Origin of the sequence: Rhizobium sp. WYCCWR10014, from assembly GCF_001657485.1 — a bacterium.
In the GTDB taxonomy this organism is placed as follows: domain Bacteria; phylum Pseudomonadota; class Alphaproteobacteria; order Rhizobiales; family Rhizobiaceae; genus Rhizobium.
The window spans coordinates 216,616-235,482 of sequence record NZ_LXFU01000053.1 but is presented as its reverse complement, the minus strand read 5'-3'; the positions used below and the strand labels follow the sequence as shown (position 1 = coordinate 235,482).

Sequence of the window (18,867 nt, the reverse complement as noted above, 5' to 3'; positions counted from 1 at the left end):
CCGCCATGGCCGAGGCCAGCATTTACGAAATCCACGACCCGCGCTTCCGGCAGATGATCGTAACAAGCGCCGGCCTCGACGAGCTCTATTCCGGCTGCCGCTGGGCGGAGGGTCCCGTCTGGTTCAACGACGCGAACCAGCTGCTCTGGAGCGATATTCCCAACCAGCGCATAATGCGATGGACGCCCGAGAGCGGCGTCTCCGTCTACCGCCAACCCTCCAACTTCACCAACGGCCATACGCGCGACCGGCAAGGTCGGCTGATCTCCTGCGAACATGGAACGCGCCGCGTCACCCGCACCGAGGTCGACGGCTCGATCACCGTGCTCGCCGACCGTTTCGAGGGCGCAAGGCTCAATTCGCCGAACGACGTGGTGGTGAAATCCGACGGCACGATCTGGTTCACCGATCCCACCTACGGCATCATGTCGGACTATGAAGGCTATCGCGCCGAACCGGAGCAGGCGACCCGCAACGTCTACCGGCTCGATCCCTCGACCGGCGAAATTGCGGCTGTGGTCACCGATTTCACACAGCCGAACGGCCTCGCTTTTTCACCCGACGAGACAATCCTCTATGTGGCGGATTCGGCCGCAAGCCATGACGAAAGCCTGCCGCGTCACATCCGCGCTTTCGACGTGGCCGACGGCAACAGGCTCACCAACGGCCGCGTCTTCTGCCTGATCGACAACGGCATTCCGGACGGCATCCGCACAGACGTCAACGGAAACCTCTGGTCGAGTGCGGCCGATGGCGTGCATTGCTTCGACCCGACCGGCAAACTGATCGGCAAGATCCGCGTACCGCAGACCGTCGCCAACCTCACCTTCGGCGGCCCCCAACGCAACCGGCTGTTTATCGCCGCGACGCGGTCGGTTTATGCGGTGTACGTTGCGGTGAGTGGGGCTCAGGTGCCGTAGCATGACGATCTTAGTCCCGCGTTGATGGAAATTGAATTGGAGACCTGCGGGTAGGACGTCGGTGCGCCGGTGCATGACAGCTCCGGCGCGCGACATGCGCTGGAGCTAGCAAACGCATACATCATGGCGGTTGCGCTCCACTGCGTTCAGCAAACCGACCCTGACCTGCCCCTTCCTTTTATTTCCTACTGCGCCGGTTCCAGCATCGCGCAATCTTCCCCGCCGGTGCACTCGCCCGAGAGGGTACGTTGACCGAGGGCAATGATAATGACGGTCGCGGCCCCGGCCGCCGCAGACACCCAGAATCCACTCTGGGGACCGTAGCTGTCGACCACCCAGCCCGAGACGAAAGCGCCGAGCGCCATACCGATGCCGATGCCTGTCATCACCCAGGTGACGCCTTCAGTCAGCACCGATTCCGGCACGCGACGCTCAATCAACCCAAAGGCCGTTATAAAGGTCGGCGAAATCGCGATGCCGCTGACGAAGACGGCGATAGCAAGCAGGGTTACCGAGCTGCCGGCGATGAGCAGCGGCAGCGAGGTCAGTGCGAGGATCGCAACAGCGATCAACAGCTGGCGGTGCAAGGGGATGCGCAGATTGAGCGCGCCGAGGGTCAAACCCAATAGGAAGGAACCGAGGGCATAGACGCCGATGACCAGGCTTGCCGCATTCGGCTGGCCAAGCTCCTTGGTGATGGCGACAACACTCACTTCCGCCGTTGCGAAGATCGCGCCGACGAAGATCAGCGCGAGTGTGATGATCTGCACCGGACGCTGGCGGATCGCGGAGCCAACCGAAGCCGCGCCGGCGACATGCCGCACCTTCGGCTCGGTGCTGCGCTGCACGATGAAGGCGGCCGTCCCGAGCACTAGAAAGGCTGTGCTCACGATCATGCCGGCTTCCGGGAAAAGTGACACGGCGAGCCCGACCGACAGCGAGGCGCCGGCGATATAGACCAGTTCGTCCGCGGCACTTTCGAACGCGAAGGCCGTGTTGAGCTCGGGCTGGTTGCGAAAGAGTTCCGTCCAGCGCGCCCGCATCAGCGCCGGGATGCTTGGCATGGCCGCCGCGAGGAAGGCCGAGGCAAACAGCGTCCACACCGGCCAGTTCTGGTTGGTCGCAACGATCAGTGCGATGAACGCCAGCACTGACACGATGGTTGTGGGAACGACCACTGCCGTCTGTCCCAGCCGGTCGACCGCTCGCGAAATCTGCGGCGAGATCACCGCATTGGTGAGCGCATAGGTCGCCGACACGGCGCCTGCCAGCCAATATTCGCCATGTGCCTGGGAAAGCATGGCAACGATGCCGATCGGCGCCATGGCGATGGGAAGCCGAGCGAAGAAGCCGGCTGCGGAGAAGCCCTTGGCCCCAGGTGCCGCGAATATTTGTCTATACGGATTTGACATGCGACGATCCTTCCAACTATCGGATAGAACACTTATATACGGAGCGTATGTGTTTAGATAATGCATACGTCCCGTATGTCAATGAAAAAGATACGCGGCGTATGCCAATGGAGAAGCCATGCGCAAACCGCGCCAGGAGATGATCGCAGAGACCCGCGGCAAACTTATCGCAGCCGGGCGGCGCGCCTTTGGCACGATCGGCTACGCGGAAGCGTCGATGGACGATTTCACCGCCGAAGCGGGACTGACGCGCGGCGCCCTCTATCACCACTTCGGCGACAAGAGGGGCCTGCTCCAGGCCGTCATCATGGAAATCGACGCGGAGATGACTGAACGGCTGAACGAAGTTTCGGCCGCCGCTCCGACGCGCTGGCAGGGCTTTGTCGACGAGTGCTCCGCTTATATTGAAATGGCGCTTGAGCCCGAAATCCAGCGTATCATGTTTCGCGATGGCCCGGCTGTACTCGGCGATATCTCGCAATGGCAGAACACCCCCGGCTGTATCGCCGCCCTCTCCCGTAGCCTCGACCGTCTCAAGGCCGATGGCGAGATCATCGACATCGACACTGAAACCGCCGCTCGCCTCATCAATGGCGCCAGCAGCCATATGGCGCTTTGGATCGCCAATGCGGAGAATCCGGAGGCGGTTTCGAAGCGGGCGGTCGCGGGATTCAAGGCTATGCTGGGGAGCCTGCGCAGGCAGGAATAGGTGTTTGATTCCTATTCAGGCGCCGTAGGTCCAAGTCGTTCCCTGACGATCGCGTTCCCGGCGCTGTGTAGCCACCACTCCACACTCTGATACGTTTTTGGCATTTATTGAAACATGCCAGATACGCAGACCCGTCAGTCATCACTCCGTCACGAAATGTCGCCCTGGGCGACAACAACATGGAGTGCCTCATGAAGAAGTTTGACAATATTCTCGCCTGGCGCCGGCTCGCCCGCGGAGCAATGGTGATGGCGGTTGGACCGATGTTGCTGTTCCCAGCCGGTTACCTTGTGCCAGCGCGTGCCGCCGATGTCACATCGGACGGGCCGGCGACGCCGATCGGGGCCGACGAAACCATCCGCCCGTTCCAGATCCACGTTCCGCAGTCACAGCTTGACGACCTGCGCAAGCGCATTGCCGAAACGCGTTGGCCAGACAAGGAGACCGTGAGCGACGCCTCGCAAGGCATTCAGCTTTCGCGTGTCCAGGATCTGGTCCGTTACTGGGGCACTGATTACGACTGGCGCAAGGCCGAGGCCGAGCTCAATGCACTTCCGGAATTCATCACGACGATCGACGGGGTCGATATCCAGTTCATCCATGTGCGCTCCCGTCATCCCAACGCCCTTCCGGTCATTCTGACCCATGGTTGGCCGGGTTCGACCTTCGAGTTCATCAAGGCGATCGGCCCTCTTACAGATCCGACTGCTTATGGCGGTAAGGCGGAGGATGCATTTGACGTGGTCATCCCTTCGATCCCCGGCTACGGCTTTTCGGGTAAGCCGACGGAGCTTGGCTGGGGGCCTGACCGAGTTGCGCGGGCATGGGACATCCTGATGAAGCGGCTCGGCTACGCGCACTATGTTTCCCAGGGCGGCGACCATGGTTCCGTTATCTCCGACGCGCTGGCGCGCCAGGCACCGAAGGGCTTGCTTGGTATCCATCTCAACATGCCGGCGACCGTTCCGGGCAATCTCACCAAGGCGATCAACAGTGGAGATCCGGCTCCTGCGGGACTATCGGCGCCCGAGCGGGATGCCTATGAATCCCTGAGCACCTTCTTCGGCCGCAATGCCGCCTACGGTGCCGTGATGGTGACGCGTCCGCAGACGATCGGCTATTCGCTTTCCGACTCGCCGTCGGGCCTGGCTGCATGGATCTACGAAAAATTTGCGCAGTGGAGCGACAGCGAGGGCATTCCTGAACGCGTTTTTTCCAAGGACGAAATGCTGAACGACATCACATTGTACTGGCTGACCAACACTGGCGCATCCTCGTCGCGGTTCTATTGGGAAAACAACAACAACAACTTCAGCTCAGACGCCCAGAAGACCAAAGAGATTAAGATCCCGGTGGCAATCAGCGTATTCCCGAAGGAGATCTACCAGGCGCCGGAGAGTTGGAGCAAGCAGGCCTATCCCACGCTGCATTATTACCACCGTGTCGATATGGGCGGTCACTTCGCCGCCTGGGAGCAGCCCAAGCTTTTCGCTGAGGAACTGCGAGAGGCATTCAGGTCGGTGCGTTGATCCATCGGCGGCAAAATGACGGCTTGGCATATCCGCGGCTGAGAGTGGCCAATTCAAAGCCGCGGAGAACGGAGCTCGAACCGTTTGATCAAATCATCCTCATCTCACTGTATTCCTGGGGTCAGTTCAACGCACCCCCGGCCGCCAAAACCTCGTCCGGCGTGTCGACGTCGAGCAGGGCCGCGTCGCCAACATCGACATCGAGCACAGGCAGGCCTGACGTTGCGATGATATCGCGCGCGCCGACATCGCCTTCAAGCCGGAGGACTGCCTGATTGAGAGAACGTGGCAGGATGACGGGATTGCCTGGCTTGCCGCGTGAGACGGCGCGCACGATGGCCTCGCCGCCGGCGTTGCGAAAGGCGGAAATCAGGGCATCGAGATGCGTCGTGGAAATGCCGGGCATATCGGCGAGCATGACGAGAATGCCTTCGGCGCGGTCAGCGTCCCTCGATGAGAATCCTGCGATGAGGGAACTCGCCATGCCGCTGGGGTAATCGGGATTATCGATGAAAGTCAGAGCGAGCCCATCGAGCGCGGCCGCGATCTCGCTCCTGCGATGGCCCGTGACGACAATAACGGACGCTGCATCCGCACCGAGCGCGGTCAATGCCGACCGCCGCACGAGCGGCACGCCGTCGAACTCGGCCAGCAGCTTGTGTTTCCCGCCTTCACCCATCCGGCTTGCCTTGCCGGCAGCGAGAATGACGATCGCGACTGACGCCTTACGCATAAGCCACCAGTCTTGCCGCTGCGACATCAGCCAGAACCGACAGGGCGAGCGAGGTTGCATCCCGCGTCGGGCCGAACATCCCGATGGGCGCCTTGATACGACCGATGTCGTCGCGTCTGAAACCCATGGCTGTCAGCCGCTCGACCCGTCGACGATGCGTCCGGGTGCTGCCGAGCGCGCCGATATAAAAGGCGGATGAGTGAAGCGCGGTCTCGAGAATGGCGGCTTCGACGTCGAGGTCATGATGCAGGAGCACGACGGCCGTGAAGAGGTCGATGATGTCGGCTGCAACCCTGCCCCCCTCGCCCTCGCCTCTGACGATCACGTCATAGCCCGAAGCCTCGGCCAGTCGTGCGACGGCCTGCGCTTCGATCGTCTGCCCGGAAAGGACGACGCGGGTGCGGGGACGGTATACGCTCAGGAAATCTCGCTCGTGCCAGCATGCCCGGGGCGGTGGGTCTACCGCTTCGAGCGTCTGACCTTCTGGCGAATAGGCAAGTCCGGCTGCCTGCCTTCGTTCGAGACGATCGAGAACATGCTGCAAAGTCCCGACATCGTTTAGGACATGGATTGCGACGGTGATCCCGCCGCCGCAGGGAAGGACAATGTCGAAGAAGGGAGAGCCGTCGCCGAACTTGACCGTGCGGTCCCGTCCTTCCGCCATTGCCAGAAGCGCTTCGGAAGCGACGGCGGCTTCGACGCATCCGCCGGAGACATAGCCGCAGAATTGCCCGTCCGCGGCAACCACCACATGGGCGCCGAGCGCACGCGCAGCCCCGCCTCGGATGTCGACGAGGGTTGCGAGCGCCACCGCGCCAAGACGATGGGCGTCTTTTGCGAAGCCTAGCAGTTCCGCCGGATCGTCGGTGGACGAGGCCCTAACGGGAATTGGCGCCGTGATGGGTGCAAGTGTCTGATCCATCGGAAATCCTACAGCAATTAACGGCGGTCCACTCTCGAGACCGCCGCCCAAGTAATCAGGCCACGTCCGGCAAGCCGCCGATGAGCTTGTCAAGCGTCAGCGGATAGTGCCGAACCCTGACGCCGGTCGCGTTGTAGACGGCGTTGGCGATTGCTGCCGCGACGCCGCAAAGGCCAAGCTCGCCAACGCCCTTAGCTTTCATCGGCGAGGACATCGGATCGGTCTCGTCCATGAAGATCACCTCCTGGTGCGGAATGTCGGCATGCACCGCCACTTCGTAGCTGGCGAGATCGTGGTTGACGAAGAAGCCGCGGCGGGTGTCGACCGCCAATTCCTCGGACAGTGCGCCGCCCGCCCCCATCGTCATCGCGCCGATGACCTGGCTGCGGGCGGTAATCGGGTTGAGGATCCGACCTGCCGCGCAGACTGCAAGCATCCTGCGAATGCGGCTTTCTCCCGTGGCAATGTCGACGCCAACTTCCACGAAGTGCGCGCCGAATGTCGATTGCTGATGTGTCTCGGTAAGCTCGCCCCACTTGATGGTATCTTCGCCGACAAGACCATCCGGACCGGCAGCCTCGGCAAGAGGCACCGAACGATTGCCCGAGCGGACCGCGCCATTCTCGAAGATGACGTCTTCGGAGTTGAAGCCGAGCTTCTTGGCAATGGCCTCACGCAGTTTGACACAGGCTGCGTAGACGCCTGACGTAGAAGAGTTGGCGCCGAACTGACCGCCCGAACCCGCCGAAACCGGAAAACGCGAGTCGCCGAGTTGGACGGCGACCTTGTCGATCGTTACCCCCATCATCTCGGCGGCGGTCTGGGCGATGATCGTGTAGCTGCCCGTCCCGATGTCGGTCATGTCGGTTTCGACAGTCACGACCCCTTCCCGGTCGAGCTTTACCCGGGCTCCGGAGGGAAGCACGAGGTTGTTGCGGAAGGCAGCGGCAACACCCATGCCGACCAGCCAGTTGCCCTCACGCCTGGAACCCGGCCTTCCCCGTTCACCCCAGCCAAACCGCTCCGCACCGAGCGTGAGGCAGCCGACGAGATTGCGCTGGGAAAAAGGCCGCTGCGGCTTCTCCGGATCGACCTGCGTGTCGTTGACGATCCGAAACTGCACAGGATCGATCCCAACCTTTTCAGCAATCTCGTCGATGGCGATTTCGAGCGCCATCAGTCCGGGGGCTTCGCCCGGAGCGCGCATGGCATTGCCCTCCGGGAGATGAAGCGTCGCCAGCCGCATCGCGGTCATCCGGTTCGCACCCGCATAGAGGAGCCGCGTCTGGTTGACGGCGGTCTCCAGTCCGCCGCCCGGAAGGTCACCGGACCAGCTTTCGTGCGCTATGGCGGTGATCTTGCCGTCGCGCTCGGTTCCAATGCGGATACGCTGGATCGTCGCCGGCCGATGGGTGGTATTGTTCATGACAAACGGGCGGGGCAAGGCGACCTTGACGGGCCGTTTTACCGCACGCGCACCGACAACGGCCAGCACGGCATCCGCCCGTAGGAACAGCTTGCCACCGAATCCGCCGCCGATGAAGGGCGACATGAGATGGATCTTCTCCTTGTCGATGTCGAGCGTCGTTGCAAGGTCGGAGCGCCACCAGTCGATCATCTGGCTGGAGGTCCAGACGGTCACCTCGTCGCCGTTCCAGGCTGCGATCGATGCGTGCGGCTCCATCATCGCATGTGACTGGTCGGGCGTCGTGTAAGACGCGTCAACGGTGACGGGAGCTGACCTGAAGGCAGCCTCGAAGTCGCCGACCGCGGTATCGGGCTGCTGCGATTCATCCGGCTTGACGGCCGAATCCTTTGCCTGAGCGAGATCGAACACACCCTTTTCTTCGGCATAGTCAACCTTGACCAGGGAGGCTGCGGCGCGTGCCTGCTCGAAGGTCTCGGCAACGACGACCGCGATTGCCTGGTGATAGTGCTGAACCTCGTCGCCGCCAAAAAGCTTGGCGGTGTTGAACTTGCCCTTCTTCCGCTCGCCGATGTCGAGCGTCGTCACCACGGCAAGCACACCCGGAGCCTTTTTGGCGGCGGAAACGTCCATGGACGTGATGCGGCCCTTGGCGATGGCCGCGCCGACGGGATAACCATAGGCGTAGCGCATGTTCGGATCGTGCCACTCATAGGCGTACATCGCCCGGCCGGTCGTCTTGAGCTGGCCGTCGATGCGGTGGATCGGTTGGCCGACGACCTTCAGATTGTCGATCGGGTTGGTTGTCGCTGGCGTATCGAACTGCATGGCTCAACCCCTTGCTTCGGCGATGACCGCGCCGAGCGTGCGCTCGACCAGGTGCACCTTGAAACGGTTCTGTTCGGTCGGACGGGCGTCTGCAAGAAGGACGCCCGCCACCGCGCGCGCACCTTTCGGCAGCTCGGCTTCGGCTGCCTCGATGCGCCATGGCTTATGGGCGATGCCGCCGACGGCGACCCGTCCTGTGCCATCCGGCTGGATCACAGCTCCGACCGAAACGAGCGCGAAGGCATAGGAGGCGCGGTCTCGCACCTTGCGATAGATGTGCTTGCCGCCGACAGGGGGCGGCAGCAGGACCGCGGTGATGAACTCGCCGCGCTCAAGAACGGTTTCGATCTCAGGCGTGTCGCCCGGCAACCGATGAAAGTCGGCGATCGCAATCGCGCGACGACTGCCGTCGGCCTTGACCGTTTCCACAACAGCATCGAGCGCCCGCATCGCGATCGCCATGTCACTCGGATGAGTGGCGATGCAAGCTTCGCTGGTGCCGACGACGGCATGCTGGCGGCTGAAGCCGCCGATGGCGGAACAGCCGCTGCCCGGCTGCCGCTTGTTGCACGGCTGGTTCGGGTCATAGAAATAGGGACAGCGCGTGCGCTGCAGGAGGTTGCCGGCCGTCGTCGCCTTGTTGCGCAGTTGCCCGGAGGCACCCGCGACAAGCGCCCTGGAGATCAGGCCGTAGTCGCGGCGAACGGTTTCATGAGCTGCAAGATCGGTGTTGCGGACCAAGGCGCCGATGCGCAGCCCGCCCTCCGACGTGGGTTCGATCTTGTCGAGGCCGAGACCGTTGACGTCGATCAGGTGCGCCGGCGTCTCGATCTCAAGTTTCATCAGGTCGAGGAGATTGGTGCCACCGGCGATGAACTTGGTTTCGGGATTGGAGGCTGCCGCCTTGGCCGCGGCCTCGACGGACAGGGCACGTTCATAGGTGAAGGGTCTCATGCTTTAATCCCCGCGACTTCCGAAATGGCATCGATAATGTTGGAATAGGCGCCGCATCGACAGATGTTACCGCTCATGCGTTCGCGGATCTCGGCCGCAGTGACGGCCGCCTGAGCCGTAAGATCGCCGGTGACGTGGCTCGGTATGTTCGCCTTGATCTCCTCGAGCACCGCCACGGAGGAACAGATCTGTCCCGGCGTGCAATAGCCGCACTGGAAGCCGTCATGCTTGACGAAGGCCGCCTGCATCGGATGAAGGTTTTCAGGCTGACCGAGGCCCTCGATCGTGGTGATTTGATCGCCTTCGTGCATGACCGCCAGTGTCAGGCAGGAATTGATGCGGTGGCCGTCGACCATGACGGTGCATGCGCCGCATTGGCCGTGGTCGCAGCCCTTTTTCGTGCCGGTCAGATGCAGGTGCTCGCGCAGCGCGTCGAGCAGCGACGTTCTATTGTCGACCTCGAGATCGCGGTTCTCGCCGTTAACCGCGAAAGAAACTTTCGATGTATAGGCCATGTCATTTCCTGGGGACTGTGCCGCCGCGGGCGCGACGGCTCCGGTGACCGCAATCGTTGCGGCCGACGAGATAAGTAGATCTCGACGGGAAAGTTCCAGTTGTATCTGGCTTGGCATGAACTGTTCCACCTTGCTCGTTGGACATGGGCGCGCGTCAACGCCGTCTGCTGAGGTAGTGCAACTCTGCCTTCTGATTAGACCCCTTCCGTTGCATACGGTTATCGATCTGGCTCATGAATTCCCCGAGCCGCGGTCATAAGATGCCGCGAGCCACAACTTCAACAAAAGTTGGCTTGGATGCTGAAGTCAGCGGAGCAACGCGCGCCGATGCGCGCGAAAAAAAGCAGCGCCATGCGCAAAAAATGATGCTTTTCGGGCTCATCATTATTCCCTACTGCCTATCGAAGCAGGTGACGAAAGGGGAAGACCGCATGCCCACGCCGTTTTACTGGAACGAGCTCAATACATATGATTTTGCCAGCCTCTCCCCCGAGACCACCGTTGCCGTTCTGCCTATTGCCTCGACGGAACAGCACGGTCCGCATCTGCCGATCGCAACGGATGTCGCCATCGCGACCGGCATGCTGGCGGAGCTGAAGAGGCAGCGGCCGGAGGATCTGGATATCCTGGTCCTTCCGACACAGGAGATCGGCAAGGCCAACGAACACATCTACGGCCCCGGTACGCTGTCGCTCAGTGCCGAGCTGCTCATCCCCGTCTGGACGGCGATCGGCGCAAAGGTTGCCGAAGCCGGGCTGCGGAAGATGGTGATCGTCAATTCCCACGGCGGCAATGTCGACATCATGAGCATCGTCGCGCGCGAACTGCGCGTGCGCTATCAGATGGCGGTGGTCTCCACGCAATGGGGCCGTTTCGGTCATCCGGAAGGCATGGTCGGCGATCACGAGAGCAAATACGGCATCCACGGCGGCGATGTCGAGACGTCGTTGATGCTGCACTTCCGCCCCGAACTGGTGCGCATGGACAAGGCCCAAAACTTCGCCTCGAAGGCCGAAGGGATGCGGGAGCAATCCAAATTTCTTCAGCCTCTGCCGCCGCATTCGCTGGCCTGGATCGCGCATGACCTCAATCCCTTTGGCGTGGTCGGCGATGCCTCGATCGCCACAGCCGAAAAGGGCGAGGCGATCTGCCGCCATCAGGTCAAGGGGTTTGTCGAGCTGCTGCAGGATCTCAAGGCGTATCCGCTTTCGAATCTCTATGTGAAATAGGCTCAGCGGCCGGTTTCACATCCGGGGGGATATGGCCTTTGGCCTGCAATTCCTGCACCAGGCCGAGCAGTTCGGCGAGCAGATATTCGACGAAAAGGCTGGTGGCCGCGTCGAGGGGCGCGCGGGCGCGGGCAAACAGCTTCATCTGCTGGTAACGCGCATGCGGCTCGGCGATCGGCCGGAAGACAAGTTCACCGCGCCGGCATTCGGTGATGACGTCAAGCGGATTGAGCAGCGTCAGCCCCGTGCCGCATTTGACGAGCTGTTTCAGCATCTCCGATGCGTTGGTTTCCAGCACCGGCTCGACCGAGATGGGCAGGCGCGCAAAAGCAAGATTGATCACCTCGCGCAGACTGGTGCCCGGCTGCGCCAGAACCAGTTTTTCCTGGGTGACATCGGCGAGGTTGATCGGTCCGGGACCGATCAGGTGATGCCCCGGTGGCAGCACGACACCGATCGGGATGTCGAAATTTCCGAGCGTGCGGATGCCGGGCGTGGCGGGGATGTTGAATCCGAGACCGATATCCACTTCGCCGGATACAACGGGGCTGGCCGTCGTGCCGCCGGTGTCGTTGCGCAGCTGGACGAAGACGCGCGGATGTTCTGAAAGAAAACGCGCGATGATTTCGGGCAGCGGCCCGGCGGCAAGCCCAACGGTCGTCACCATGCGCACCTTCCCCGCCTGCTGCATCTTGAGGCTGCGGATGCGCCCCTCCAGGCGCTCGTAATTCTTCAGCACGTCGCGAATATGCTCGATGCAGAGTTCGCCGGCAGCTGTCAGCCGCAAGCCACGCGGCAGCCGCTCGAAAAGCGGCGCTCCGATCTCCTCCTCCAGCGCCAAAATCTGCCTGTTGACCGCCGATGACGCAACATTGAGGCGCGCGGCCGCCTTGCGGATCGAACCGCAACGGGCGATCTCGTTGATGTAAAGAAGGCGTCTGGAGTGCAACATGATCTCTCCAATGCATAAATTTTGCGCAGGACGCACAAATTATCTTCAGCTTTCCCAGAGATGCCGAAAAGGCATCAATGCGCACGAATTTTGATGCTTTTCAAAGCGCATGGCAATGGCTCAAATTCCCTTAAAAGGGAGCCGAGCAAGGCGTCCCTCGGCCAAAAAGGGGAACTGCCGACCATGTTGAAAGCACTGATGAAGACGCAATTCCTGAGCTGCCTCGGCTTCGCCTCGATGCTTGCCGCCGCCTCGCCGGCGCTTGCCCTCGACAAGGTGAGCTACGGGACGAACTGGCTTGCCCAGGCGGAACATGGCGGCTTCTACCAAGCCGTCGCCGACGGCACCTATGCAAAATACGGCCTCGACGTCACAATCGTCCAGGGCGGCCCGAATGCTGCAAACAGCGCGCTCTTGATCTCCGGCAAGCTCGATTTCTACATGGGCGGCCCGCAGGGCGAAATATCCGCCGTCGAGCAGGGCATTCCGCTGGTCGATGTCGCCGCGATCTTCCAAAAGGATCCGCAGGTGCTGATCGCCCATCCGGACAATGGCGTCGACAAGTTCGAGGATCTCGCCAAGCTGAAAACGCTGTTCCTCAGCAAGGACGGCTATCTCACCTATTTCGAATGGATGAAGGCTAATTTCAAAGGCTTCAAGGACGAGCAGTACAAGCCCTATAACTTCAGTCCTGCGCCCTTCCTCGCAGACAAGGAGTCTGCCCAGCAGGGCTACCTGACATCCGAACCCTACGAGATCCAGAAGCAGGCAGGCTTCGAGCCGAAGGTCTTCCTGCTCGCCGATAACGGCTACTCGCCCTATTCGACGATGATCACGACGACGCAGGCAATGATCGACGGCAAGTCCGACGTCGTGCAGCGCTTCGTCGATGCTTCGATCGAGGGCTGGTACAACTACCTTTACGGCGACAACGCCAAGGCGAACGCGCTGATCAAGAAGGACAATCCTGAGATAACGGACGGCCAGATCGCTTATTCGATCACCAAGATGAAGGAATACGGCATCATCGAATCCGGTGACAGCCTCGACAAGGGCATCGGCTGCATCACCGACGCCCATTACAAGAAGTTCTTCGACGAGATGACCGCCATCAGGGTGTTCAAGGCCGATACCGATTACACCAAGGCCTTCACGACGAAGTTCGTCTGCAAGGGCGCCGGAATGGCATTGAAGAAGTAGGCCGACCGACGGCTCTCCTGGTCCGCCATTGAGGACGTGGCGGGCCGTATCCTCCCGCATGAACGAGACAGCAATGCTCCCAGCAGAAGCCCAGGCGGTATCCCCGAAAGAGACGCGCAAGCGGCCGCTTGTTATCATGCAGTCGGTCTCGAAGGTCTTTTCCAGCGGCACTGTCGCCCTTTCGAACATGGCGCTCACGGTGGAAAGCGGCGAGTTCGTCAGCCTGCTCGGCCCTTCCGGCTGCGGCAAGTCGACGGCGCTGCGCATCATCGCCGGTCTCGGCGATGTCACCTCTGGAACGATCGACTGGCCGAGTTCGCGCATCAATTCGAAGGGCCTGCCGGAGGGCGATATCGGCTTTGTCTTCCAGGAGCCGACGTTGATGCCCTGGAAGAACGTGTTCGACAATGTCCATCTGCCGCTGAGGTTGAGGGGCGTTTCGAAGACAGCCGCGCATGATCAGATCATGGAAGTACTGACCACCGTCGGCCTTCAGGATTTTGCCAAGGCCTATCCACGCGAACTATCCGGCGGCATGAAGATGCGCGTCTCGATCGCCCGTGCGCTGGTGACGAAGCCGAAGCTGCTGCTGATGGACGAGCCTTTCGCTGCGCTCGATGAGATCACCCGCCAGAAGCTCAACGATGACGTGCTGCGGCTGTGGAAGGCGACCGGCATTACGGTGATTTTCGTGACGCATTCGGTCTTCGAGTCCGCCTATCTCTCGAACCGCATCGTCGTGATGAAGGCAAGGCCCGGGCGCGTGCATGCCGACGTCCCGTTGATCACCAGCCTCGAACGCGACGCGCACTACCGGACCTCGGAAGAATACCGCAAGGCCTGCGAAACGGTATCGCATTCGCTGATCGGGGCGATCAATTCGGCAGGGGATCATTGATGAGTGACGAAACAGACAAATCGCCGCTCGTTAAGGGTACCGCAAGCGCAAGGCGCCGCGATCTTGCGCTGCGCATCGCCATCCCCTTCCTCGTCATCGCGCTGTTGATCCTCGTCTGGTACGCCTATGTGAAACTGTCCGGCGTGCCGCCCTATATCCTGCCAGGACCGGCCGCTGTGGCAAACGCCTTCGTGACGGATTGGGGTACGCTTGCCCCTGCCCTCTGGGTCACCACCAAGATCACCTTCATGTCGCTCATGCTGGCGCTTGTCGGCGGCGTCGGCTTTGCGATCTTTCTCGTGCAGTCGCGCTGGGTCGAGCTTGCCTTCTATCCCCTTGCCGTCATCCTGCAGGTAACGCCGATCGTGGCGATCTCGCCGCTGATCCTGATCTACGCGCCATCGACGCAGGTCGCGCTGCTGATCTGCGCCTTCCTCGTCGCATTCTTCCCGATCCTGTCGAACATGGTGCAGGGGCTGAAGAGCGTCGATCATAATCTCATCAACCTCTTCGAGCTCTATGGCGCCTCGCGCTGGCAGACGCTGATCCATCTGAAGATCCCGGCCGCCCAGCCCTATTTCATGACCGGTCTTCGCATCGGCGGCGGGCTTGCGCTGATCGCCGCCGTCGTCGCTGAATTTGCTGCAGGCTCGGCCGGTGCCGGCTCCGGCCTTGCCTTCCGCCTGCTGGAAGCGCAGTACCGGATGAACATCCCGCGGCTCTTTGCGGCCCTCTTGATGCTCTCCATGCTTGGCGTAGCGATCTTCGGCCTCACTACCCTCATTGCCTGGCTGAGCCTCCACCGCTGGCATGAGAGCAGCATCAAACGGGAAAACTGATGACCTATCCCTTCATATCCCCGCCAAATGCGGCCCGCTTCGTGCTGAGCAATGCGACAGTGCCCGCCGTCACCGTCGAGCCTGTCGACGTGCCGGTCACGGAAGGGCTGGCCACGGTCGATATCGTCATCAGCGACGGCATGATTGCAGCCATCCGGCCGGCCGGCGCCGCACCCGCCGATTATGCCAGGATCGATCTCAAGGACGGCATGGTCTGGCCGTGTTTTGCCGATATCCATACTCATCTCGACAAAGGCCATATCTGGCCGCGCCAGGCCAATCCCGACGGCAGCTTCATGGGCGCGCTCGATGCCGTCAGGGCCGACCGAGAGGCCAACTGGTCGGCGGTAGACGTCAAACGGCGCATGGAATTCTCGCTCCGCTCTGCCTATGCCCATGGCACCAGCCTGATCCGCACGCATCTGGATTCGCTTGCGCCCCAGCATCGCATATCCTTCGAGGTCTTTGCCGAAATCCGGGATGCCTGGAAAGACAGGATTGCACTGCAGGCGGTCGCCCTCTTCCCGCTGGATGCCATGGCAGACAGCACCTTCTTTGCCGATCTCGTCACAACGGTCAGACAGAGCGGCGGCCTGCTTGGCGGCGTTACCCGCATGGGGCCGGAGCTCGTCTGGCAGCTCGACACGCTCTTCAGGACTGCCGCGGAGCATGGCCTGGATGTCGATCTGCATGTGGACGAGACGGATGATCGCGGCGCCGAGACGCTGAAAGCAATCGCCGAGGCCGTGCTGCGCAACGGGTTCGAGGGCAAAGTGACCGCCGGCCATTGCTGCTCGCTCGCCCGCCAGGACGAAGACACCGCCACACGCACCGTCGCGTTGGTCGCCAAGTCAGGCATCGCGGTCATCTCACTGCCGATGTGCAACATGTATCTGCAGGACCGCTATCCCGGCCGCACCCCGCGCTGGCGCGGCGTCACCCTGTTCAAGGAGCTAGCCGCCGCCGGCGTCGCGACCGCGGTCGCATCCGACAATACCCGTGACCCCTTCTACGCTTATGGTGATCTCGATCCAGTGGAGGTCTTCCGTGAGGCCGTGCGGATTCTGCATCTCGACCATCCGCTAGATACCGCCGCCCGTGTCGTTACCACCTCGCCTGCCGCCATCGTCGGACGGCCGGACAAGGGCCGCATCGCCGCTGGCGATCCGGCCGATCTCGTGCTCTTCAGCGCGCGGCGCTGGAGTGAATTCCTGTCCCGTCCGCAGGCTGACCGCGTCGTGCTTCGCCGCGGCAAGGTGATCGACCGCAGCCTGCCGGATTACCGTGAACTCGATAACGTCGTTGGAGCCTGACATGGCCGATTATCAGAAGATCAAAAAGGAACTCGAGGGCATCGCCGTCGAGGACAATCCGGCGCTGGTTCGCCAGAAGAGCCGGGATTTCTATTGGTACTCGCCGATCCTGAAGGCGCAGCTCGACAATGTGACGGCCGATCTCGTCGTCACGCCGAAGACCGAGGAAGAGGTCATCCGGACGCTGAAGGTCGCCTATGCCCATGGCGTACCGGTCACGCCGCGTGGCGCCGGCACCGGCAATTACGGCCAGGCCATGCCGCTTTCCGGCGGCATCGTTCTCAATCTTGCCGCCATGGACAAGATCAAGGAGATCCATCCTGGCCGCGTCATCTGCGAGCCGGGCATCGTGCTTGCCCAGCTCGACAAGCAGACCAAGGCCCATTCCGGTCAGGAGCTGCGCTTCCACCCCTCCACCGCCCAGACGGCGACGGTCGGCGGTTTCATCGCTGGCGGTTCCGGTGGCGTCGGCTCGATCACCTGGGGCGGCTTGCGCGACCTCGGCAATATCCTGCGCCTGCGCGTCGTCACCATGGAAGCCGAGCCGCGTGTCCTCGATCTCACCGGCTGGGATCTCCAGAAGGTGAGCCACGCCTATGGCACGAACGGCATCATCACCGAGATCGAGATGCCGCTTGCACCTGCCTATGACTGGGTCGATGTGCTCGTGGGCTATGACGACTTCATGGAAGCGGTGCGCTTCTCCGACGCGCTGGCGAAATGCAACGGTATCCTCGTCAAGGAGATCGCGCCGATCGCCGCTCCCATTCCTTTCGATTATTTCACCCGCCACAAGCCCTACATCCGTCAGGGCCAGTCGATCGTCGTGCTGATGATCGCGCCGCACTCCATGGATGCCTTTCTCGCCTTCACGGCGGCGCAGAAGGGCGAGATCATGTTCCGCTCCGACAAGGTGGAAAGCATGCGCGGCATCCCGCATGCCTATGAGCTTGCCTGGAACCACACGACATTGCGTGCCCTCAAGGTCGACCCGAGCTTCACCTATCTGCAGGTGCAATATCCCGGACCGGATCATGTCGCCAAAGTCCGGAAGATGGTCGAAATTTTCGGTGACGAAGTGCCGGGTCACCTAGAATTCATCAAATTCGACGGCCAGATCCAGTGCTCCGGCCTGCCGCTGGTGCGCTATACCACCGAAGAGCGACTGGAGGAGATCATCAAGATCCACCAGGACAATGGATGCCCGATCTTCAACCCGCACCGCTATACGCTCGAAGAAGGCGGCATGAAGCGCACCGATGCGGTTCAACTCGCCTTCAAGCAGGAGACAGATCCGAAGGGCCTGCTCAATCCGGGCAAGATGATCGCCTGGGAAAATCCCGATTTCGATTTCAACGCCGGCAAGAACTATCTCTTCCCCGGCCTGGCGTCCCTGATGGAGGCCTCATGAGGGTTCTCGTCCTCCACTCTCACCCGGTCGAGGAAAGTTATGGCAAGGCGCTTTACCGGCAGACCATCGAGAGCCTTGGGAAGGCCGGGCATACAGTGGACGCCTGCGACCTCTATGAAGAGCAGTTCGATCCGGTGCTCTCACGCCACGACCGGCTCGTCTATCACGACTATCCGGAAAATCGGAGGCTGGTGGAATCGCATGTCGAAAGGTTGAAGGCGGCCGAGGGGCTGGTGATCTGCACCCCGATCTGGAACTTCGGCTTTCCGGCGATCCTGAAGGGATATTTCGACCGCGTATGGCTGCCGGGCGTTTCCTTCGAACTGGTCAACGGCAAGGTAGAATCGCGGCTGCGCCACATCCGCAAGCTCGCAGCCGTCCTGACTTATGGCGCAACGCCCTTCCGGGCCTTTGCCGCCGGCAACCCGCCGAAGAAAATCGTCAAGCGCGTGCTGAGGGCACAGATCAATCCGGTGAGGCCGGTGACGTTCCTCGCCCATTACGACATGAACAATTGCACGCCGGAGACACGGGCAAAATTCCTCGCCCGCGTCGGAGGAGCGATGGAGCGCTTCTAGAAGATTTTCGCGGCAGTTACTTCGACCTCGACGAGGAACTCAGGGCGCGTAAAGCCGCCGATGACGAGCAAGGTGGAAACCGGCTTCGGATCGAGCGTATAGCGATCCCGGACAGTCATATAGGCCGGGAAATCCTCGCGGCGGGTGACGAAGCCCGAAATGCGGATGACGTCGGCAAAACTCATTTCCGCCTCTTCGAGGATCGCCTTGATCGCCTCGAAGCAGAGTTCCGCCTGAGCAGTGATGTCGCTCGGAACAGCATCGTCGAGGCCGATACCAAGCTGGCCCGAGGTGACGAGAAGCGATGCGCCGGGGGGCACGAGCAGGCCGTGATTATAATTTCCAAAAGGCCGGCGTACCGACGCCGGATTGAAGGTCTTCTTCATCGCTGAACTTTCCCGTAGGTCTGCAGATGCCGACCCTACAAGATGCAGCGGGATATGAGAATATCGCTGCCGCCCATAATGTCTTGCGACAAAAAGCAGGACGATCGCCTTGA

The 18,867-nt window shown here is 61.5% G+C and carries 18 protein-coding genes; 10 read left to right on the top strand and 8 right to left on the bottom strand.

Going from position 1 to position 18,867, the window contains the following annotated elements; genetic code table 11:
* The first annotated feature begins 5 nt into the window (after positions 1-5).
* Entirely contained in the window at positions 6-920 is a 915-nt protein-coding gene (locus A6U98_RS35185; protein ID WP_064655810.1) for an SMP-30/gluconolactonase/LRE family protein, read from the top strand.
* Positions 921-1,105: 185 nt separating this feature from the next.
* Here A6U98_RS35185 and A6U98_RS35180 read toward each other — a convergent pair whose 3' ends face one another.
* A complete protein-coding gene (locus A6U98_RS35180) occupies positions 1,106-2,332 on the bottom strand; it encodes an MFS transporter (protein WP_064655809.1) in 1,227 nt (408 codons plus the stop codon).
* 118 nt (positions 2,333-2,450) lie between these two features.
* Between A6U98_RS35180 and A6U98_RS35175 the strand changes: the two genes are divergently transcribed.
* The gene (locus A6U98_RS35175) at positions 2,451-3,041 is read left to right on the top strand and encodes a TetR/AcrR family transcriptional regulator (protein ID WP_064655808.1); all 591 of its coding nucleotides are present in this window, start codon (positions 2,451-2,453) and stop codon (positions 3,039-3,041) included.
* 191 nt (positions 3,042-3,232) lie between these two features.
* Positions 3,233-4,570 carry an epoxide hydrolase gene (locus A6U98_RS35170; RefSeq protein WP_064655807.1) on the top strand — a complete coding sequence of 446 codons (1,338 nt, stop codon included), beginning with the start codon at positions 3,233-3,235 and terminating at the stop codon, positions 4,568-4,570.
* Between the two features lie 121 nt (positions 4,571-4,691).
* On the opposite strand, the gene A6U98_RS35165 is transcribed toward A6U98_RS35170, so the two are convergent.
* The 5 genes from A6U98_RS35165 to paoA are packed head-to-tail and all read right to left on the bottom strand — an operon-like array spanning position 4,692 to position 10,077.
* Positions 4,692-5,303, bottom strand: a complete 612-nt coding sequence (locus A6U98_RS35165) for a nucleotidyltransferase family protein (RefSeq protein WP_064655806.1) — start codon at positions 5,301-5,303, stop codon at positions 4,692-4,694.
* A complete protein-coding gene (locus A6U98_RS35160; protein ID WP_064655805.1) occupies positions 5,296-6,225 on the bottom strand; it encodes an XdhC family protein in 930 nt (309 codons plus the stop codon). The genes A6U98_RS35165 and A6U98_RS35160 overlap by 8 nt, the downstream gene beginning before the upstream one ends.
* 55 nt (positions 6,226-6,280) lie before the next feature.
* Positions 6,281-8,479, bottom strand: a complete 2,199-nt coding sequence (gene paoC, locus A6U98_RS35155) for an aldehyde oxidoreductase molybdenum-binding subunit PaoC (RefSeq protein ID WP_064655804.1) — start codon at positions 8,477-8,479, stop codon at positions 6,281-6,283.
* 3 nt (positions 8,480-8,482) lie between these two features.
* Positions 8,483-9,433, bottom strand: coding sequence for a xanthine dehydrogenase family protein subunit M (locus tag A6U98_RS35150; protein ID WP_064655803.1), 951 nt, complete (start codon positions 9,431-9,433; stop codon positions 8,483-8,485).
* Positions 9,430-10,077 carry an aldehyde dehydrogenase iron-sulfur subunit PaoA gene (gene paoA / locus A6U98_RS35145; RefSeq protein ID WP_197496481.1) on the bottom strand — a complete coding sequence of 216 codons (648 nt, stop codon included), beginning with the start codon at positions 10,075-10,077 and terminating at the stop codon, positions 9,430-9,432. Before paoA ends, A6U98_RS35150 begins: the two co-directional genes overlap by 4 nt.
* Positions 10,078-10,310: 233 nt before the next feature.
* Here paoA and A6U98_RS35140 point away from each other — a divergent pair, with 233 nt between their 5' ends.
* Positions 10,311-11,177, top strand: coding sequence for a creatininase family protein (locus A6U98_RS35140; protein WP_197496480.1), 867 nt, complete (start codon positions 10,311-10,313; stop codon positions 11,175-11,177).
* Here the strand turns inward: A6U98_RS35140 and A6U98_RS35135 are convergent.
* Positions 11,140-12,129 (bottom strand): LysR family transcriptional regulator, encoded by a 990-nt coding sequence (locus A6U98_RS35135; RefSeq protein ID WP_064655801.1) that lies wholly within the window; start codon positions 12,127-12,129, stop codon positions 11,140-11,142. The two genes, A6U98_RS35140 and A6U98_RS35135, sit on opposite strands and share 38 nt — an antisense overlap.
* Positions 12,130-12,312: 183 nt before the next feature.
* On the opposite strand from A6U98_RS35135, the gene A6U98_RS35130 reads away from it, so the two are divergent.
* From A6U98_RS35130 to A6U98_RS35105, 6 genes are all read left to right on the top strand, one after another.
* Positions 12,313-13,329, top strand: coding sequence for an ABC transporter substrate-binding protein (locus tag A6U98_RS35130; RefSeq protein WP_064655854.1), 1,017 nt, complete (start codon positions 12,313-12,315; stop codon positions 13,327-13,329).
* 73 nt (positions 13,330-13,402) lie between these two features.
* Positions 13,403-14,227, top strand: a complete 825-nt coding sequence (locus A6U98_RS35125) for an ABC transporter ATP-binding protein (RefSeq protein ID WP_064655853.1) — start codon at positions 13,403-13,405, stop codon at positions 14,225-14,227.
* Entirely contained in the window at positions 14,227-15,066 is an 840-nt protein-coding gene (locus tag A6U98_RS35120; RefSeq protein WP_064655800.1) for an ABC transporter permease, read from the top strand. Before A6U98_RS35125 ends, A6U98_RS35120 begins: the two co-directional genes overlap by 1 nt.
* A complete protein-coding gene (locus tag A6U98_RS35115; protein ID WP_064655799.1) occupies positions 15,066-16,379 on the top strand; it encodes a cytosine deaminase in 1,314 nt (437 codons plus the stop codon). Before A6U98_RS35120 ends, A6U98_RS35115 begins: the two co-directional genes overlap by 1 nt.
* A gap of 1 nt (position 16,380) precedes the next feature.
* Positions 16,381-17,790 carry an FAD-binding oxidoreductase gene (locus A6U98_RS35110; RefSeq protein WP_064655798.1) on the top strand — a complete coding sequence of 470 codons (1,410 nt, stop codon included), beginning with the start codon at positions 16,381-16,383 and terminating at the stop codon, positions 17,788-17,790.
* Entirely contained in the window at positions 17,787-18,368 is a 582-nt protein-coding gene (locus A6U98_RS35105) for an NAD(P)H-dependent oxidoreductase (RefSeq protein ID WP_064655797.1), read from the top strand. The genes A6U98_RS35110 and A6U98_RS35105 overlap by 4 nt, the downstream gene beginning before the upstream one ends.
* Here A6U98_RS35105 and A6U98_RS35100 read toward each other — a convergent pair.
* Positions 18,365-18,754: a RidA family protein gene (locus A6U98_RS35100; protein WP_064655796.1), complete on the bottom strand. Its 390-nt coding sequence runs from the start codon at positions 18,752-18,754 to the stop codon at positions 18,365-18,367. The two genes, A6U98_RS35105 and A6U98_RS35100, sit on opposite strands and share 4 nt — an antisense overlap.
* Positions 18,755-18,867: the final 113 nt, after the last annotated feature.

Bases quoted from the DNA above. Each gene is read 5' to 3' on its own strand.
- A6U98_RS35185 (WP_064655810.1), top strand. From the start codon at position 6: ATGGCCGAGGCCAGCATTTACGAAATCCACGACCCGCGCTTCCGGCAG.
- A6U98_RS35180 (WP_064655809.1), bottom strand. From the start codon at position 2,332: ATGTCAAATCCGTATAGACAAATATTCGCGGCACCTGGGGCCAAGGGC.
- A6U98_RS35175 (WP_064655808.1), top strand. From the start codon at position 2,451: ATGCGCAAACCGCGCCAGGAGATGATCGCAGAGACCCGCGGCAAACTT.
- A6U98_RS35170 (WP_064655807.1), top strand. From the start codon at position 3,233: ATGAAGAAGTTTGACAATATTCTCGCCTGGCGCCGGCTCGCCCGCGGA.
- A6U98_RS35165 (WP_064655806.1), bottom strand. From the start codon at position 5,303: ATGCGTAAGGCGTCAGTCGCGATCGTCATTCTCGCTGCCGGCAAGGCA.
- A6U98_RS35160 (WP_064655805.1), bottom strand. From the start codon at position 6,225: ATGGATCAGACACTTGCACCCATCACGGCGCCAATTCCCGTTAGGGCC.
- paoC (WP_064655804.1), bottom strand. From the start codon at position 8,479: ATGCAGTTCGATACGCCAGCGACAACCAACCCGATCGACAATCTGAAG.
- A6U98_RS35150 (WP_064655803.1), bottom strand. From the start codon at position 9,433: ATGAGACCCTTCACCTATGAACGTGCCCTGTCCGTCGAGGCCGCGGCC.
- A6U98_RS35140 (WP_197496480.1), top strand. From the start codon at position 10,311: ATGATGCTTTTCGGGCTCATCATTATTCCCTACTGCCTATCGAAGCAG.
- A6U98_RS35135 (WP_064655801.1), bottom strand. From the start codon at position 12,129: ATGTTGCACTCCAGACGCCTTCTTTACATCAACGAGATCGCCCGTTGC.
- A6U98_RS35130 (WP_064655854.1), top strand. From the start codon at position 12,313: ATGTTGAAAGCACTGATGAAGACGCAATTCCTGAGCTGCCTCGGCTTC.
- A6U98_RS35125 (WP_064655853.1), top strand. From the start codon at position 13,403: ATGCTCCCAGCAGAAGCCCAGGCGGTATCCCCGAAAGAGACGCGCAAG.
- A6U98_RS35120 (WP_064655800.1), top strand. From the start codon at position 14,227: ATGAGTGACGAAACAGACAAATCGCCGCTCGTTAAGGGTACCGCAAGC.
- A6U98_RS35115 (WP_064655799.1), top strand. From the start codon at position 15,066: ATGACCTATCCCTTCATATCCCCGCCAAATGCGGCCCGCTTCGTGCTG.
- A6U98_RS35110 (WP_064655798.1), top strand. From the start codon at position 16,381: ATGGCCGATTATCAGAAGATCAAAAAGGAACTCGAGGGCATCGCCGTC.
- A6U98_RS35105 (WP_064655797.1), top strand. From the start codon at position 17,787: ATGAGGGTTCTCGTCCTCCACTCTCACCCGGTCGAGGAAAGTTATGGC.
- A6U98_RS35100 (WP_064655796.1), bottom strand. From the start codon at position 18,754: ATGAAGAAGACCTTCAATCCGGCGTCGGTACGCCGGCCTTTTGGAAAT.